The sequence below is a fragment of the Pedobacter sp. G11 genome (assembly GCF_003860265.1).
In the GTDB taxonomy this organism is placed as follows: domain Bacteria; phylum Bacteroidota; class Bacteroidia; order Sphingobacteriales; family Sphingobacteriaceae; genus Pedobacter; species Pedobacter agri.
In genome coordinates this window covers 3,349,806-3,368,551 of record NZ_CP034190.1, presented here as the reverse complement: position 1 = coordinate 3,368,551, position 18,746 = coordinate 3,349,806, and the positions used below count along the sequence as shown (strand labels likewise).

Genomic DNA, 18,746 nt, shown 5'->3' with positions numbered 1-18,746 from the left:
ATAAAACATTTAAAGATGCAAAGGGTTTTATAGCATATGGAAAACATCAACCTACTCTTAATTCCGGCAGCCCGCAAAGGCGAAATCGAAGTATTAAACGAATTGATCCGCAGACAGGCGGATCTGAATTTTACTGACGAAAAAGGATATACCGCTTTGATTATCGCGGGCTACAACAATCAACCTCAAGCAGTAAAACTTTTAATAGATGCGGGTGCGGATATTAACGCTGCAGACCAAGGGGGAAATACAGCCTTGATGGGTGCTGCTTTTAAAGGTTATCTTGATATTGCAAAAATACTGATTGATAAAGGTGCAGACTTAAACCTGCAACATGGTAACGGAGGCACCGCATTGATGTTTGCAGCAATGTTTGGCAGAAACGATGTGCTTGCTTTATTGATAAAAGAAGGTGCAGATGTAAATAAGGTAGATCATAGAGGGCAATCGGCATTGGATTACGCAGCCTTGCAAGGCAATGAAACCGGACAACAAATGCTAACCGAAGCAAGTCAGAAAATTAGCTTTTAATTATAAAAAAAGGAGGATGTAAAATCCTCCTTTTTATTTTTATGCCGGAATTTTTCTAGGATTTTCCCTTTCCCAAAACCGGTGCAAGGCAATCATTTCTTTAAAGGTACTGCTCAATTCATCAGCCTGACCTGAAACTAAAACGCCTTCTCTTAAAACGGTCTCTTTCGAATATTCTGCCGGAAGTTTTTTATAGAAATACGTCGATTCCAAAACTTGTACTGCCTGTTCATCTGCTGCAATAGCTTTGCAATGTTTAAATGCTTCATTTAAGAAATGAATGGCATTAGCTTCAGCTTCTAAAGTAGCTACTGAATTTGTTCCGCCAGGCACATAAACCGCATCGTATAATACCGAAGCCGCGGTAAGGAAACTTTCATCAGGAACAATCTCCTGATCTTCCTGTGAGATAATTTTGCCCAGTTTAGGCGAGACGATGTGCACCACTGCCCCTGCTGCTACAAGCGCATCTTTAACTGTACTTAATGAAGCTCCATCTACCCCATCAGCGGCAAGAATAGCTACCTTACGGGTTTTAATGGTATCTTTTATTGTTCCAGCCATACTTAATGCCGCTGAAGCCGCCAGACTGCCTTCAGGATTTAGGGAAGCATAATCTGCAGGATCTCCATCAGCCGGAATACTGCTATTCAATGATTCAAGCGCAATATCTGGTACATGTAAACCCAATGCAAATGCTACAGCACCTGCCAGGCCTTTATCAATCTGGGCAAGCACTGCCAGCATTCTTTCGCGAATTTCTACTGCTTTTACTTTTCCCAGTTCGAAACTTAATGCATCGATGATGTGGTTCTGTTCAGGATCACTTTGTGAATTGAAAAATAACCTCGCCTGTGAAAAGTGATCAAAGAAACTTCTGCTTCTGGCTCTGATTTTCCTGGCATCAATGCGTTCATTATAACTTACAAACCCACCATCTGCAGCTTTTACCTGTTGCGGATCGTTTGCTGCCAGACCATTTGGCCCATAACTGGTTTTTCCTCTGTTAATAGTTTGTCGCATATAACCATCACGCTGATTATTGTGCACAGGAACCACTGGCCGGTTTATCGGAATTTCATGAAAATTCGGGCCGCCTAAACGGATTAACTGTGTATCGGTATATGAAAATAAACGTCCTTGCAACAATGGATCATTTGTAAAATCAATACCTGGAACCACATGCCCAACATGAAAGGCTACCTGCTCTGTTTCCGCAAAGAAATTATCAGGATTTCTATTCAGGGTCATCTTCCCAATGCGTTGCACAGGTACAAGTTCTTCGGGAATGAGCTTTGTCGGATCGAGAATGTCGAATTCAAATTTAAATTCATCTTCTTCAGGAATAATTTGCACCCCTAATTCCCATTCGGGAAAAGCACCGGCTTCAATGGCATCCCAAAGATCGCGTCGGTGAAAATCAGGATCTTTACCTGAAATATTTTGTGCTTCATCCCAGGCAACCGCGTGTACGCCCAATAAAGGTTTCCAGTGAAATTTAACAAAATTGGAAACACCTTGAGCATTGACAAAACGGAAAGTATGGACGCCGAACCCTTCCATCATGCGGTAACTTCTCGGTAAAGCCCGATCACTCATTGCCCACATAATCATGTGTGCCGATTCAGGAAGGTGGGAAATAAAATCCCAAAAAGTGTCATGTGCTGAAGCTGCCTGAGGCATCTCATTATCTGGTTCTGGTTTTACCGCGTGAATCAAATCCGGAAATTTCACTGCATCCTGAATAAAAAATACAGGAACGTTATTGCCTACCAAATCGAAATTGCCTTCCTGCGTGTAAAACTTTACAGCAAATCCACGCACATCACGGGCAAGATCTGTCGATCCACGGGAGCCAGCAACGGTAGAAAAACGGACAAATACAGGTGTTTCCTGACCAGGATCTGTTAAAAAAGCAGCACGTGTTAATGCCGATTGGTCTTCATAAACTTTAAAAACCCCATGGGCTGCTGAACCTCTGGCATGTACAATGCGTTCTGGAATTCTTTCATGATCAAAATGGGTAATTTTTTCACGCAAAATAAAATCTTCCAGAAGTGTTGCCCCCCTTTCTCCTGCTTTGAGTGAATTCTGATCATCATTAATTTTTACACCATGATTGGTTGTCAGCGATTCGCCGGTTGAATCGGCGATGAATGACTCCAGTTTTTTTGTTTTATCGTTCTCTTGTTGTGAGGGCTCAGGCGATTGCTGAGTGTTTTTCTTTACCATAATATCTCGGTTATGCTTCTTCAGCAGCTTTGTAATTAATATCGTTCTCTGCAATTTCTGTTAGCTTTACATCAGCTTGCTTTTCTTCATTTAAAGTTTGTTCAAGCAATGAAGCCACCTCATCAAGCCCTAATGTAATCGCCAATTGATGCAGACCTCCATAACTGGCAATCTCATAATGTTCTACTTTTTGCGAAGCCAGCACAATTCCCACATCACGTGTAGCTGTTCCAGCCTCTGTTTCTTCAACAATGCCTTCAGCTTCTTTAGTTAAGCCTTCCATAGCATCGCATTTCTTGGCAATTGCCTTTTCATCCAGCAATTCGAAAACCTGCTCTAACCTTGTTACATGAGTTTTAGTTTCTTCCAAATGAGATGTGATGGCCTTTTTTAGGCTTGCGGATGTCGCTGCTGAAATCATTTTAGGAAGAGATTTAACCAAATGGTTCTCCGCCCAAAATAAATCTGCAATGGAATCTTTGAAAAGTGCGGTAAGTGCCGGAGATTCCTGCACAGTGGTTTTGGAAGCAAATTTTGGATCGCTACCAGTATCGTTTTTAGCCATGGTATGTTTTATTAGGTATGTTCACCTAACAACCCTAAATTGGAAACATAAGTTTTGTTTATTATTGGCTCGATAACTTGTACAAATATATTAATATTATATTTTATTCATAATCAGATATTTGAAATCATAACCTAAACAAATAATTAACATTGCCGCGAGCCAGAAATACTGGATTGATAGTTGCGAAGTCTGGAAACCCCAACAAACTAATTGAGAGATTAAATAATGTCGTTAAGCACAATTATTGTCAGTCTGCATCGAGTCAAAGACCAACTCAATGTTGACAACTAGAATAATCTGTTTGTCAGATACGCCACTATTGAGTTTTCTTTTCGTCATTGCGATCCCAATTCTTCATCGGGAGAAGCAATCTCATTTGTAAAAAATAAGATTGCCACGGTCCTGAAATACGCCCTCGCTATGAACGACAGCCCTGAATATCATTCCTGTTAGCATTGACGTTTTATTTTCGTCATTGCGATCCCGATTCTTCATCGGAAGAAGCAATCTCATTTGTAAAAGATAAGATTGCCGCAGTAATGAAATACGCCCTCGCTATGAACGACTGCCCTAAACATCATTCCTGCTACAATTGACGTTCTATTTTCGTCATTGCGATCCCGATTCTTTATCGGGAAAAGCAATCTCATTTGTAAAAAATAAGATTGCCACCGTCATAAAATACGCCCTCGCAATGACAACTGCCATTGACGTTTTTATCAAATGTTATTTTTCGCAATGACACTCCAGTCATCGGAACCATGTCCATTCTCTATCCACTGATCCATTTCAGCAGCGACTGCAGGCAATACATTTAATTTCACTCCTTTTTCCTGAGCAGCGCTGATCATTAAACCAGCATCTTTGCGGGCCATATCTAATTCCCAGGAAGGCTTACCAAAATCGCCTGTAAGAATTTTATTTAGTCGTGCAGGCACACCCGCACCAGGATTCCAGACTGCAAACAAATCCGAAATATCAGTAGTAGGAACGCCTAGAGATTTCGCCAAAGCCAGCGTATCTGACAGCCCTGCCGTAAGAGATATAAGAAAATGATTACCAGAGAGTTTAATAGCGGCAGCTCTACCTTCTTCTGAGCCGAAGTTTAAAAGTTTACCCGTCATTTTTGAAAGCTCATCCTGAACTGTTTTGATTACTTCCTGATCGCCCGAAACCAACATATTTCCGGTGCTTTCCAAAGCATTCGGCGGCCCCATAAATACTGGTGCATGCAAATAGGTAAATCCTTTATCTTTCCAGTAAGCTGTTCGTTCAATGGCACCATTCACTGAGGTAGTTGTATGATCGATAATGATCACACCAGTTTTAAAACCTGTACTTGCCAATTCCAGAACCTGATTAACGGTATCATCATCTTTAAGCGTGAGATGAATATAATCCACTCCCCTCACGGCATCAACAACATCATCAAAAGCTGTTGCACCATCTGTTTCCAGTGCCTTAGCCTTCGCAGCTGTTCTATTCCATACCTGTACCTGATCTCCTTTACGGAGCATCGCTTTAACAAAATTTGAACCTAAGAGGCCCATGCCTAAAAATGCTTTCATTGATGATTTTATTTATGGATTAAAGGTAAGGAGTTCTTCAGCTTTCTCAGTGGTAAATAAAAGATTTGCCAGATTATTCTTAATGGTGTTAGCATACGCAAAACCAATGTTGTTTGGCAGATGTTAAAATTTACTGATGGCAAAGATTAAAGTATGAGCTGAAAGTGCATTCATGTAGTTCACCAGCAAAAAATAATCCCGAAAACAATAACCTTAAAACATTAACCCTATGAAAAAAGAATTGATGACCAGACGACAAGCCGTAGCCGGCCTTGGCGTAGGTATTGCAGGCCTGGCCGTATCACCTGCTTTTGCAACAGATGGCGTGGCATTTTCTGCTCCGGCAGCCTTACAAGATCCAACGACAAAATATCCACGTCCTCCTTTTAAACCGCAGCAACAACCATTTCCTGGCCTGGCCAGCAAAATGGATCCCCGTCCAGATCATGGCGAAGAAAGTTACAAAGGCTCAGGCAGATTGACCGGAAGAAAAGCGCTGATTACCGGAGGCGATTCAGGCATGGGCCGGGCTGCAGCCATTGCATTTGCCCGGGAAGGAGCCGATGTGGTAATCAATTATTTACCAGCCGAAGAGGAAGATGCCAAAGAAGTAATTGCGCTAATTACCAAAGCCGGAAGAAAAGGATACGCGATTCCCGGGGATTTGCGTGAAGAATCTTTTTGCAAACGCCTGGTAGAAGATAGCGTGAAGCGTCTGGGCGGTTTAGATATCGTGGTAAGCAATGCAGCCCGCCAGCAAACTAAACCTTCGATATTGGACATTAGCACCGAGGATTTCGATGCCACGATAAAAACAAATATCTATGGCCCGTTTTGGCTGTTAAAAGCATCCATTCCCCACCTTAAACCTGGTTCAAGCATTATCGTCACCACTTCCGAACAGGCCAATGATCCTTCACCAGAACTGTTCGACTACGCCCAAACCAAGGCAGCGAATACCAGTACGGTTCGATCACTGGCGAAATTCCTAACTCCTAAAGGCGTTCGGGTAAATGGTGTAGCCCCCGGTCCTATTTGGACACCCTTACAGGTGGGCGGTGGTGCAACCAATGAAAAGTTGACCAGCTTCGGAAAAGCAACTCCTATGGGCAGACCAGGACAACCGGCAGAATTGGCTTCTATTTATGTGCAGCTGGCCGATAACAGCGCCAGTTATTCAACCGGACAGATTTATGGTGCAATGGGTGGCGGTGGCCAACCGTAAATCCCCCTAAACTTTTAACTTTCAATTAGTCTTTTAAACTAAAATCTATATATTTGGCATTGTTGCACGGGGTGCTTTTAACTTGAGTTAAAGGCTGAGATGAATACCCGCGAACCTGACACGGATAATACCGGCGTAGGGATGCACTGGCTCAAATGATTGCGGCTGCTCGGCTGTCTGAATTTAAGCCCTGTTCACTATCCGGAGATCCGGTTAGCTGACAGGCCTTAAATTTTTAGACATATGCAATTAGAACAAAAAAGCTTTAGTGTTCTTTCAGAAAGCCTTACCAACTGGCAGGGAAGAAAAGAATGGTTTTTTAACCGCGAACATACCGATACCTATGAACAATGGTACGAAGGGCGTTACAAGCGTGCTGAAGTATGGCAGAAGAAAGTAATGGCGCAACTGCTTGGCAGCAACCCGGAAATTAAAGAATTACTTGAATTTGGTTGCGGTACCACACGTTTTACCAGATGGTGGAAAGAAATTGGAATCGAAGCTACAGGTGCAGATCTTTCTCCTTTTATGCTGGGCCAGGCTGTCCACCTTTTCGATGGAGACCTTGTCAATGCTGATTCCCACTTCATGCCTTTTAAAGATCACAGCTTCGATGCGGTCGCTTTCATTACCACATTCGAATATTATCGAGATCCCATTCAGGTAATTAAAGAAGCTGCCCGGGTAGGAAAAAGGGGTATCGCCTTTGGCATGATGAATCGGAATTCACCGAAATTTTTCCGAAGGAGAATTCAGCAGGCATTTGGTAAAAATCCCTTTTATGTAACTGCAAATTTTTATACACCACAAGGTTTGACTCATAAAATCCACGAAGCCTTGAAAGGTCGTGAATATACCATTGAATGGACCTGTACAGGGCTTCCAAAATGGTTTCCGCTTCAACAATGGAGTTTGCCTTATGGCGATTTCTTTGGCCTTTATGTTCACTTCAAAGATTAAAGCGAAAATGATGGACTTAGGAAAAATCAACAATGACGACTTTGAGGGCATGATACTTCAGCGTTGTGGAAAAGATCGTAAAGAAGTGCACTGCGGACCGGCATTTGGTGTAGATGTTTCGGTGATCAACCTGCCCGGCGGGCTTGCTTTGGCCATGACCAGTGATCCTTTATCCTTGATTCCTTCACTTGGTTTGCAGGAATCAGCATGGCTCTCTGTTCATTTGATGGCCAACGATATGGGTACTACAGGCTTCGCACCCATGTATGCGCAAATGGTGCTCAACCTACCAGATTATTTAACCAGGCAGAATCTTGATACCTACTGGGGATTAATCCATAAATACTGTGCAGAAATTGGCGTATCCATTACTGGTGGCCACACCGGAAAGGTATCAGGTCAAAATTCTACGATTGCCGGTGGCGGAACCATGGTGCTTACAGCGCCAGCCGATAAAATTCTGCTCAGTAAATATGCACAACCAGAAGACCTGATCATTGTAACCAAACAATGCGCCATATCTTCAACAGCGATATTAGCCATGAGTTTTCCGGAAATGGTAATCAATAAATTAGGAAAGGAAGCTTATACACATGCCTGTGATCTATTCTATCAAACCTCTAGTTTAGAAGAGGCACTATTAGCGACTCATGATGAGGAAACTATGGTAAGCGCCATGCATGATGTGACCGAGGGTGGTGTTTTAGGTGCGGTATATGAAATGGCTGTCGCTTCGGGAAATGGGGTAATCCTTGAAAACCAAAAAATTCCTGTTAGCGATACGGTTCGCCAGGTTTGTAGTCTTTTCGAACTCGACCCCAGATTTTGTGTAGGTGCAGGTAGCACGGTAATGGCTGTCGACAAATTAAAGGCTAAGCTTTTAATCGAAAAGCTTGCTCAGCACAACATACAGGCAACTGTGATCGGAAAATTTACCGCTAAAGAACAGGGATATCAATTGATTGATCAGGACGAAATCTTTAACCTACCCTATTTCGCTACCGATCCGTACTGGGGAGCTTTTTTTAACGCATTAAATAAAGGATGGAAATGAGCAAAAAAATCGCAGGCGGCATTTATCTGGTTATTGATCCCGGCATGGAAAAACAATTATTATTTCATAAGCTCAAGGCTGCACTCGAAGGCGGCATTGATGTGTTGCAAATCTGGAACCATTGGCCGGAAGGAACAAACAAGCTGAGTTTTATACAGGAAATTAGCGCATTAGCCAAACCGTATCACGTACCGCTCCTAATTAACCAGGAATGGGCTCTTTTAAACGAAACATCAGCATTGGATGGTGTACATTTTGATGCTTTTCCAGTTGATCTTCCTTCAATTAAAAAAACAATAGGTAAAGCATTTATAGCAGGCGTAACTTGTTCTGGAAACCTTGAAACAGTTATTCAGGCACACCAAAATCAACTGGACTATATCTCTTTTTGTTCGATGTTTCCTTCACGTTCCGCCGGCAGTTGTACCATTGTACTTCCTGAAACCGTGGAACAGGCTGGCAAATTAACCGACATTCCGCTTTTCATCTCCGGTGGAATTACCCCAGAAAACACAGCAACCCTGAAACAAAAAATAGATTTTGATGGCGTGGCCGTAATATCAGGCATACTCAACGCGAAAAATCCCAAACAGCAAACCCTGGCCTACCAGGATGCATTAACTAAAAAACAATTATCATGAGAATAAAAACCATAGAAAAATTATGTTGCCCTTTCGATAAAAAAGATCTTAAACTGGATATTTTTACGAAGGATATCAACCTGAATATCCTGGAGGGAATACTAACCTGTGCATACTGTAAAAGGAAGTATCCAATTGTACACGGTGTACCCATCATGTCGCCTGACGAGTACCGCCAGATGGAACTGGAACAACCTATCATAGAAAAGTGGAAACTGGAACATGGGCTTAGCGACATGCAGCTGGTTCCCAAAAACTAGACATAAAAAAAATCACTTAAGCTTTTCTTAAGTGATTTTTTTATTTAATGAGCTATCTGATGATGCAATTTCAACCCTGACTGAAAATTATCGCCAACCTAAGCCAGGGGCAACATGTTCCAGAATAGCGGCAATTACATGAATATTGTAATCAACACCTAAAGTATTTGGAATAGTCAACAACAAGGTATCTGCTTCTTTAATTGCCTCGTCTTCCGCAAGTTCTTTAATTAACTGGTCGGGCGCTGCTGCGTAACTCTTCCCAAAAACCGCACGCTGATCAGCCTCGATGTAACCAAAACTATCTGCACCCCTTGCCTGCTGCCCAAAATAATAGCGATCCTGATCATTAACAAGTGCAAAAATCGAACGGCTTACCGAAACCCTTGGTTCACGTTTGTGCCCTGCAGCTTTCCATGCTTCCTTATACAACCTGATTTGTTCAGCCTGCTGAATATGGAAAGGTTTTCCGTTTTCATCAAACTTCAGGGTAGAACTTTGCAAGTTCATTCCTTTCTCTGCTGCCCAAATAGCCGTGGCGTTAGATGCTGCACCCCACCAAATTCGCTCCCGCAGCCCTTCAGAATAAGGCTCCAACCTTAATAATCCCGGCGGGTTTGGGAACATGGGATTTGGATTGGGCTGAGCAAAGCCAACACCTTCCAGTTTTTCCAGAAACGTCAATGCTTTTTCACGGCCCATTTCTGCATCTGTTTCACCAGCAGCAGGCTGGTAGCCAAAATGTTTATACCCTTCGATCACCTGCTCCGGGGAGCCGCGACTAATCCCGAGTTGTAAGCGGCCACCTGAAATCAAATCAGCTGCACCGGCATCTTCAACCATATACAATGGGTTTTCGTAACGCATATCAATCACACCTGTGCCAATCTCAATCTTGCTGGTTTTGGCGCCAATTGCAGCAAGCAAAGGAAACGGCGAAGCCAGCTGGCGTGCAAAATGGTGAACACGGAAATACGCACCATCTAAACCCAATTCTTCCGCAGCTACAGCCAGATCAATCGACTGAAGTAAAGTATCCCCAGCGGTGCGGGTTTGATAAGAAGGGTGGTTAGACCAATGTCCGAATGATAAAAATCCTATATTCTTCATGAACTAATGTTTCAAGCTAAGATAAGCTTAGCCAGTTAAAACAAAAGTCACGGATTGGTCATAACGGGTATAATAGTGGTTTTATGCACAAGCGGCATTGTTTTTATAGTAATGCTATAATTAAAAATGGCATCGCCGGATTTAAAGTAAAATGCCTAAATTTAAATCATACAATAACCAAATATGAATCAACACAAGCTATTGATCAATCAAAATCCAATCCCTAACCAATTTTCTTTTAAAGTGACCCTGTTTGTCTTTCTGTTGATGGCATCGGCTCAACTTTTTGCACAAAAAGAACTGAGCCCACGACAGACCTATCCTGATTTATTCGAAAAAGTACAATTAGCAAGAATCTATCCTGATGGAAAATCCTTTGTCGATGCCATTCCTAAAAAGGATCCCTCAGCCATTATGGCCGCTTACGATGCGCAAAAAAAACTCGCTACATTTAACCTGAAAAATTTCGTAGCGGAAAATTTTTCAATGCCAGAGAATCATAATGCAGTTTATCAATCGGATATAAATGCTGGAATTGAAAAACATCTGGATACCTTGTGGACTGTGCTGAAAAGAAATCCAGATACTGTCTCCAAGTTCAAAACTTCATTATTGCCGCTTCCTCATCCATATATTGTTCCGGGCGGGCGCTTTAGGGAAATATACTACTGGGATTCCTATTTTACGATGCTTGGTTTACAAAAAGCAGGCAAAACCAAAATCATGAAAGACATGATTGATAATTTTGCTTACCTCATTAATCAATATGGTTTTATCCCAAATGGGAACAGAAGTTATTATTTAACACGATCGCAACCTCCATTCTTCGCGGCAATGGTTCAGCTGCTTACCCAAAATAATACTGACACCAAACTGGCTGATTATAAAGATGTATTGGAGAAAGAATATAATTTCTGGATGAAGGGCGGAGCCCAGCTTAAAAATGGTACTGCCATCAACCACAGCGTAAAACTGGCAGACGGAACCCTTTTAAACCGCTACTATGATGCGGGTGATGTACCAAGAGAAGAATCGTACAGAGAAGATTTTGAAGCTGCAAAGTTAACAAAACAACAACCTGCTGTATTTTTGCGCAATGTGAGATCGGCTGCAGAATCGGGTTGGGATTTTAGCAGCCGCTGGTTTGCAGATGGAAAGAATTTTAGCCAGATCATTACTACAGATTTGCTACCTGTAGACTTGAACACCTTAATGTACAACCTTGAAATTGCCATTGCAGCTGCGAATCAACAAGCTGGAAATAAGGTTAAAGCCGTTTTATTTTACGCCCGGGCAGCTAAACGGAAAACAGCAATTTTAAAATATTTCTGGAACACTGATTTGAACTTTTTTACCGATTACAATTGGAAAACGAAGTCATTATCAAATCAATTCACCTTAGCGGCATCTTTTCCACTATACTTTAAACTGGCCACTCCGGCTCAGGTAAAATTAGTTGCTGAAAAAATTGAAAAGGATTTTTTAAAAGCAGGCGGATTAATTACCACATTAACCACATCAAAAGAACAATGGGACGCACCAAATGCCTGGGCTCCATTGCAATACATCAGCATAAAAGGTTTGCATCATTATGGTTTTGATAAACTTGCGGATGACATCACTAGCAGATGGATTAACCAGAACATCGCTGTTTTTAAAGAAACCGGCAAGTTGATGGAAAAATATAACGTAGTGGAAACAAACAGCAAAGGTGGCGGTGGAGAATATCCTTTGCAGGATGGTTTTGGATGGACGAATGGCGTACTGCTAAAACTGATGAAAGATAAGTAATTTACTCAGTAAAGCTCAGAAAAACGGATTGCAAATCTTTCTAAAGTCGCAATCCGTTTTTTATTAATTTTTATTGGTAACCGAAAAAGTTTTCTTTTCTGTACCTACACCAGTAATTCTGATTGATTTCCATTTGGCTGGTAAAACTGATGGAATTTGTACGATACCTTTATTGGTAATATTTAACCCACCAAAGCCCATCAACACACTTTGCAAAACACCGCCGGCGCCAGTTGCAAAATATGGATTGGTGCCACCCTTTGTTTCGGCAATAACCCGAAACGGTGGATTCAGGTTCGGCTGGTAGGCCTCATTAAAATATTTATAAGCCTTTTCTGCATGGTCCGTTCTGGCATAAAGTAAAGCAAAAATGGCATGAGTCATGGCAGGTGTACCTTCATCTGGAACTCTGGTTTCATAATAAGCCAGGTCTTTTAAAATTTGATTTTTATCTGTAATACTTTTTAAAGGATACGCAAGCAAATTAACATCTCCCTGTTTTATACCCTCGCCTTTGTAAGTGGCATGTTCTTTAGTAACGCCATCAGGAAATTTTAAAATCGGGATATTATTTTCAACCAACGCCCAATCCTTATTTTGCGGCAACCCCAAAACAGCTGCAGCCAAATTCGCATTTTTAAGATTCAGTTTTGCAGCTGCATTTGTGAAGGCGTTATTATCTACATTCTCCGCCCATTCATCTGCGGCAACTACATTTTTGATATCAAACTGATTCGGTCCGCTTCGCTCTACCCTGCTGGCCCAAAATTCGGCTGTTTGAGATAAAATTGGCCATCCTTTTTCTTTAAGCCAGACCTTATCTTGTGTAACACAATAATAATTCCATGCAGCCAGGGCAACATCTGCCGAGATATGGTGCTCGAATGGTCCACTTAAAGCCCAGACAGGTGTTTCTTCCACACCCGAATCTGCACTTTCCCAGGGATACATTGCACCTTTGAAGCCATGTGAAAAAGCATTTTTCCGTGCCGGTTCCAGTCTTTCAAATCTATATTCAATTAAAGATTTTGCAATATCAGGATGCAATACCAACATTGCCGGAAACATCCAGATATCTGTATCCCAGAATACGTGGCCATTATAACCCAAACCAGACAAGCCCATTGGCGATAGCGAGTAAGATGTTCCCGCCCTCGAAAATGAGGTTAAATGGTAAAGCATACTGCGTACATCTTGTTGTGCCTGCGGATCTCCTTCAATAATTATATCCGATTTCCACAGTTCATCCCAGGCGGCGTTATGATATTGGATTAATCGATCGCGACCTTCGAGTTTAGCAAAAATAGTCATACGCTCGGCTTCGTTAAGCGGATCGGCATGTTGGGCAGAACTTATTGTACTGCCCACAACACTATAGCGATAACTTTCCCCGGCTTTAATCACTTTACTAAACTTCATTAAATGGCTGTTATTATCCCACATTTCGTGGATAATTTTTGGCTCGCTTCCATGCTGTTCATTAAATAAGAAACTATTGGAAGCGCACAACTGCAATTTGCCTGTCGGGCTTTTTGCTGTTGATGTCAACAGGCTCAGCGTTACATGTGGCCTGTCAATTTCATTATAGTAATTTTCCACATCACGAAGTGCATCAGGCGTTTCCATCACACTTGCTGCCGTTAATTTAAAATCTTCGTTGGCCGTAATGGTAACATCCATTAATACTGTAAAAGGCAAATGGCGAAGTGCGTAGTAGGTATATTTAATGTTTGCCTTTTTTCCATAAGTCAGTTTTGTGGTGAATGCAGCATGATGCATATCAAGCTCTTGCTGCATATTGCTTGTGTTTTGGTCATCAAGCCTTTTTCCATCAATTTCCAGATACATGTTAAGCAGATTGAAACCGTTTAAAAAATTACTTACACGGCCACGTCCATATGTATCATAAGTGCCGGCGAGCACTACATTTTTTACCTTAAACGGCTGAGGAGAGGAAACGATACCGATTATCCCGTTGCCTGCAGTAATGCCGAAATATTTACCGGGGTCGATTTTATCGGCACTGATTTTCCAGGGATCCTGTGCTGTAACTACAAGAGATAGAATATTAAATAGAAAGAAAAGTACGTTTTTTTTCATAGACATATGTTGATGAAAGAAGAAAATTAGAATAAACAAAAGGCCGAATTGCCATCAGATTAGTCAATCCGATGGCAAATCAGCCTCTGGCTTAGCTAAAACGTGATGAATTAGTAACCTGTATTTTGAATAAGATTAGGGTTACCAAGTTGATTATCCGGAATCGGGAAAACCAGGTATTTAGCTTCGCTTGCTGGTTTTTCCTGCCATGCAGCAAGGTATTTTCCAAAACGAATCAGATCCTGTCTTCTGAAACCTTCCCAGTATAGCTCGCGACCACGCTCATCAAGAAGTACATCCAAAGTTAAACTTGTTAATGTAGATGCTCCCCTTACAGCTCTTAATGAATTTACTAAAGTTAATGCAGCAGCGGTTTGAGAGGTTCTCATCTGTGCCTCTGCTTTCATCAACAAAACATCAGAATAGCGATAGTAAACCCAGTCGTTATCTGGTTTTCTCGAACCCGCATTGGCATAGTCAACAGGGTATTTGATAACTCTGATTCCCGCAACTTCCAGGTGATTTGGATCTCTTTCAATGATGCTCACTTCTGGTGTAAAAGCGAGCGGATTGCCTTTTCTATCTTTTAATGCCACACCATTCTGATCCACCTGCTGACCAACTAGAAATCCTACACGAAGGCCTGATACATTGGTTTGTCCGGCGTAGGTACCTCCTCTTCTTTTGTCGGCCGCCTCGAATTTTGCATAAAAATTAGATAGGGACGAAAATCCGTTGTAACCATTTGGATTTTGGTTATAATGGGTGGTACATTTCCACTGCCCATCTAAATCACTTCCGGTGGCACCGCCAATATTTTGCGCTGTGAAAATATTTTCTTTGGAAAGGATATCATTTGTTGGTGCAAAGTTATCAAAGTAATTTGCCGTTAATACATATCCCCCGGTTGCAATTTCATCGGCAAGTGTAATCACCCTGGCCATATCCGCTGCATCAAAAGTTGGCGCAGTACGGTTTAAAAACGCACCCTTGTTAAGATAAACCTTCATTAAAAGCGTTCTTGCTGCGTTTTTGTTGGCAACGTTTGCTGTTCCTGAAGGCAAAGTTGGAATAATGGCTGTTAATTCCGTAATCAGATAATTAATTTCATCGGCTGCGTTTCTTACCCGGGATGGTTTGGTAACATCTTCTCCGGCATCACGATACGGAACCTGGCCCCATCCATCTAGGATAGAAAATTGAGCAAAAGCACGTAAGAAACGGGCTTCAGCTGCCTGGGTAGCTGACGGATTAGCACCCAGCACACTGGTTGCCACATAAGAAATACTATTTAAATCTCTGAATACGTCTGAAATCCTGGAATGATCTGGAGCCCATTTATGCAGGTGTAACGATCGCCATGCGCCGTTATCATCCCAGTCACCTGCCCGGGTTGGCACAATAACCTCATCCGAAGTAACTTCCTGCAAAGCTACCCAATTCCATGGGGCCTGGTAAGGGCCAATCATTGCTGCATAGCTGGCGCCCAATAAACTCGAGACATTACCTGAACTTACCCCGCCGCTGCTTACCTGACCATTCAGGTTCTCATCAAGCTTGGTACAAGCCGAGAAGCTCAATGCAACCAGTGCAAAACTGAAAATATATTTACTTTTCATGATTTTTATATTAAGAATTATAAAGAAAAATTAACACCAAAATTGAAGGTTCTTGCTGTTGGGTAAGCAGTATAATCGATACCGGCAGAAGGAACTCCACTTACGCCTTTGTTCACGTTAACCTCTGGATCAAACCCGGTATAATTGGTGATCACAAATAGATTTTGTCCGTTAACATAAATATTAAGGGATTTAATTGCTTTACCAACATTACCGATATTGTAATTAAGCGTTGCATTGGCAAGCTTCAGGTAATCACCCTTTTCAATATAGCGTGAGGATGCAGCAATCGGATTGGCTAAAGATTCCTGTACAGGTAAATTGACCAATGCAGAAGAAATATTCCTTGTACCAAGGTTAGATATCGCCAATACAGAATTTGCGGTATTGTTGTAGATATCTTGACCGAATGAACCGTTGAAGTTTGCGGTGAACGATAGTTTTTTATATCTGATGTTGGTACTTAAGCCCAAAATCACTTTTGGGTTAGGGTTACCTACGTAGTAATTGGTAAAACCATCATCTGTATAAAGCGAGAAACCATTGGCATCCAAACCATTATATTGTCTTGTTACCATGGCAAACAATGGCAAACCATTCTGGATTACCTCAGTTGTTACCCCACTAAGGCCTTGTCCGTTTAATGAGCCTGTTTTAATAATACCATTGATATTTTGAACTTTATTGTTGATGAAAGTAGCATTACCGCCCAATGACCAGTTGAGATCATCTTTCTCAATTAATACTCCGTTCAACGTTAATTCGACACCCTTATTGATAATCTGGCCGGGTAAATTCACCCATGTTGGTACGTTTCCACCAACTGCCGGTACAAATGAAATTTGCGGAAACAGCAAATCATTTGTGGTTTTATGGAAATAATCAACAGAACCGGTTAACCTGCTTTTTAACAATCCAAAGTCAATACCAACGTTGGTTTGTTCATCCGACTGCCATTTAAGGTTTGGATTGGCGTTGTTAATGGCAACTAAAGTTGGTGCACCATTCGAGTTTCCAAAATCATAACGCTGTTGAGCCGAGCCGGAAGGGAAATCCTGATTACCTGTTTTTCCGTATCCAACTCTCATTTTAAGCTGATCTAACCAGCTGGCGCCTTCCATGAAACTTTCTTTTTTGATATCCCAGGCAGCTGCAAATGAAGGGAAATAACCATAACGGTTTGATTTTCCGAACTTGGTTGAACCATCGGCCCTGAAAGTAGCCGTTAAAATGTATTTGCTATCATAATTAAAAATCGCCCTGGCGAAGTACGACTGCAGTTCAGTTGTTGGATTGTTGAATGCAGAAAAGGTACGGTTTGCTGGTGCAGTAGTTTGAAATGCATCGGTATAATCGGCATCAATTTCGCCAAATCCTGTTGCGGTGTTTGTTGTTCCTTTGTTAATGAAGTTTGAATATTCGTAACCAACAATGGCGTTCAAATTCAATTTGCTTACAATTTCCTTATTAAAATTAAGGGTGTTTGTAAACTGCTGCGTAATCAATTCATTGTTTGAATAACTTGCATAACCGCCGAGGAAGGTGCCTGAAGGCTGAATCCCTTGAAGATTTAAAAAGCTTCTGGTAGAAGCCCTTCTGATACCAGCACTATAATTTACACTCGCCAACATGCGGTACTCTAACCACGGTGTAATTTTGTAATAAGGAGATATGCTACCTAAAATTGTTGAAACTTTAGCTTTATCATTATTAGCGGCCAGTGCAGCTAAAGGGTTAATAGTGGTAGAACCATAGTCAATAAACAATCCTCCGTTGGCATTATAAAATGATTGAGTTGGATTCCATGATAGCGCCTGAGAAATTAAACTTCCGGTGAAACCTGCATCAGTAGTGATTGGTGCAATGCTTTCCAGATATTGATTGCTGATCATGTTAATATCAAGGCCAAGTTTCTTGCTTTCCAGAAATTTGAAATTTCCGTTAAAGCCTGCACTATATTTCTTGAAATCGGTAGATTTGATAATGCCCTGCTGATCCTGATAACCGAGTGAAGCCCTGAATGTATTGCCATTGGTTCCCCCACTGATGCCAATCGAATAATTCTGATTGTACGCAGTTCTGGTTACCTCATCAAGGGCATCAACACTGCTGCCAAAATTACCGTTGGTGAGTCCGTACTTTGCAAGGGCAGCACGATATTCATCACCGGAAAGAACATCAACCCTTCTGGCAATGTTACTTACGCCGGCCGAAGCACTCAAGTCAATTTTTGTATCGCCTGATTTTCCTCTTTTGGTTGTAATCAAAACAACCCCATAAGCCGCACGTGATCCATAGATGGCCGTAGCTGAAGCGTCTTTTAAAATCTCCATCGATTCGATATCTGCAGGGTTGATGAAGTTTAGTGGATTTCCATCCGGAGCCGTTCCGATACCGGCACTTGCAGAAGGTCTGGCAGACCGGCCATCGAGGGCCACTCCATCCACTACATACAAAGGTTGGCCTGTTCCGGTAACCGCAGAGTTACCCCTGATTCTAACGGTAGAGGCTCCACCTGGCTGCCCACTGTTGTTGATCATTTGCACACCGGCTACTTTACCCTGTATCAGTTGATCAGGTGCATTTAAAGGCCCCTTGTTAAAATCTTTCGCAGAAACGGTGGTCGCAGCTCCAGTCAAATCACTTTTTTTCACAGAAGCATAACCTACTACAACAACTGCATCGAGGTTATTGAGCGATTTAAGCGTGACATTGATTACCGTTTGATTGTTGACGTTTACGGTTTGTGTTTCGAAACCGACAAAACTTACAATTAGTTTGGCAGTGAGCGAAGGTACCGTAATCTGATATCGGCCTTCGGCATCACTTTGTGTTTTTGTACTTGTACCCGCAACCTGTATAGTTGCTCCAGCCATGGGCAGTTTATCGTCATCAGAAATGGTTCCTCTGATAACGGTTTGGGCAAAGGCTGCCGTGCTTAAAAAGACTAAAAGTAAACTTGGCAAAACAAGTTTCATTAATCTACATAATTTCTGTTTTGCAGGCAAAACAGACCAATTACTCGGTAGAGTTAAGTTCATAATGGTTTAATAATTTGGTTAGAAAATGTTTTATTATGTTGGGGAA

14 protein-coding genes and 1 riboswitch are annotated in these 18,746 nt (G+C 41.8%); of the genes, 7 read left to right on the top strand and 7 right to left on the bottom strand.

Annotation, left to right across the window (positions count from 1 at the left end):
* The first annotated feature begins 36 nt into the window (after positions 1–36).
* Complete coding sequence (locus EA772_RS14540) at positions 37–531, top strand: ankyrin repeat domain-containing protein (protein WP_124913844.1); 495 nt, start codon at positions 37–39, stop codon at positions 529–531.
* Between the two features lie 39 nt (positions 532–570).
* Here the strand turns inward: EA772_RS14540 and EA772_RS14535 are convergent, their stop codons facing one another.
* From EA772_RS14535 to EA772_RS14525, 3 genes are all read right to left on the bottom strand, one after another.
* Positions 571–2,763, bottom strand: a complete 2,193-nt coding sequence (locus EA772_RS14535; RefSeq protein WP_124913843.1) for a catalase — start codon at positions 2,761–2,763, stop codon at positions 571–573.
* A gap of 10 nt (positions 2,764–2,773) precedes the next feature.
* Complete coding sequence (locus tag EA772_RS14530; protein WP_124913842.1) at positions 2,774–3,328, bottom strand: ferritin-like domain-containing protein; 555 nt, start codon at positions 3,326–3,328, stop codon at positions 2,774–2,776.
* A gap of 722 nt (positions 3,329–4,050) precedes the next feature.
* A complete protein-coding gene (locus EA772_RS14525; RefSeq protein WP_124913841.1) occupies positions 4,051–4,899 on the bottom strand; it encodes an NAD(P)-dependent oxidoreductase in 849 nt (282 codons plus the stop codon).
* A 229-nt stretch (positions 4,900–5,128) separates the two neighbouring features.
* On the opposite strand from EA772_RS14525, the gene EA772_RS14520 reads away from it, so the two are divergent.
* From EA772_RS14520 to EA772_RS14500, 5 genes are all read left to right on the top strand, one after another.
* Positions 5,129–6,124, top strand: a complete 996-nt coding sequence (locus EA772_RS14520) for an SDR family oxidoreductase (protein WP_116170127.1) — start codon at positions 5,129–5,131, stop codon at positions 6,122–6,124.
* Positions 6,125–6,181: 57 nt separating this feature from the next.
* Positions 6,182–6,283, top strand: a riboswitch (TPP riboswitch).
* A gap of 84 nt (positions 6,284–6,367) precedes the next feature.
* Positions 6,368–7,084, top strand: coding sequence for a class I SAM-dependent methyltransferase (locus EA772_RS14515; protein ID WP_124913840.1), 717 nt, complete (start codon positions 6,368–6,370; stop codon positions 7,082–7,084).
* 7 nt (positions 7,085–7,091) lie between these two features.
* Positions 7,092–8,138, top strand: coding sequence for an AIR synthase family protein (locus EA772_RS14510; protein ID WP_124913839.1), 1,047 nt, complete (start codon positions 7,092–7,094; stop codon positions 8,136–8,138).
* Positions 8,135–8,779, top strand: coding sequence for a thiamine phosphate synthase (locus EA772_RS14505; protein ID WP_246833940.1), 645 nt, complete (start codon positions 8,135–8,137; stop codon positions 8,777–8,779). Before EA772_RS14510 ends, EA772_RS14505 begins: the two co-directional genes overlap by 4 nt.
* Positions 8,776–9,039, top strand: a complete 264-nt coding sequence (locus EA772_RS14500; protein ID WP_010603307.1) for a Trm112 family protein — start codon at positions 8,776–8,778, stop codon at positions 9,037–9,039. The genes EA772_RS14505 and EA772_RS14500 overlap by 4 nt, the downstream gene beginning before the upstream one ends.
* 87 nt (positions 9,040–9,126) lie before the next feature.
* On the opposite strand, the gene EA772_RS14495 is transcribed toward EA772_RS14500, so the two are convergent.
* A complete protein-coding gene (locus EA772_RS14495) occupies positions 9,127–10,149 on the bottom strand; it encodes an LLM class flavin-dependent oxidoreductase (RefSeq protein WP_124913837.1) in 1,023 nt (340 codons plus the stop codon).
* Positions 10,150–10,332: 183 nt separating this feature from the next.
* Between EA772_RS14495 and treF the strand changes: the two genes are divergently transcribed.
* Positions 10,333–11,940: an alpha,alpha-trehalase TreF gene (gene treF, locus EA772_RS14490; protein ID WP_124913836.1), complete on the top strand. Its 1,608-nt coding sequence runs from the start codon at positions 10,333–10,335 to the stop codon at positions 11,938–11,940.
* Positions 11,941–12,003: 63 nt separating this feature from the next.
* On the opposite strand, the gene EA772_RS14485 is transcribed toward treF, so the two are convergent.
* The 3 genes from EA772_RS14485 to EA772_RS14475 all read right to left on the bottom strand — a co-directional run bounded on the left by EA772_RS14485 (position 12,004) and on the right by EA772_RS14475 (position 18,700).
* On the bottom strand, positions 12,004–14,040 hold the full coding sequence (locus EA772_RS14485) for a glycoside hydrolase family 65 protein (RefSeq protein ID WP_124913835.1): 2,037 nt from the start codon (positions 14,038–14,040) through the stop codon (positions 12,004–12,006).
* 110 nt (positions 14,041–14,150) lie between these two features.
* Positions 14,151–15,659, bottom strand: coding sequence for a RagB/SusD family nutrient uptake outer membrane protein (locus EA772_RS14480; RefSeq protein ID WP_124913834.1), 1,509 nt, complete (start codon positions 15,657–15,659; stop codon positions 14,151–14,153).
* A 17-nt stretch (positions 15,660–15,676) separates the two neighbouring features.
* A complete protein-coding gene (locus EA772_RS14475) occupies positions 15,677–18,700 on the bottom strand; it encodes a SusC/RagA family TonB-linked outer membrane protein (RefSeq protein WP_246833939.1) in 3,024 nt (1,007 codons plus the stop codon).
* Positions 18,701–18,746 lie beyond the last annotated feature (46 nt).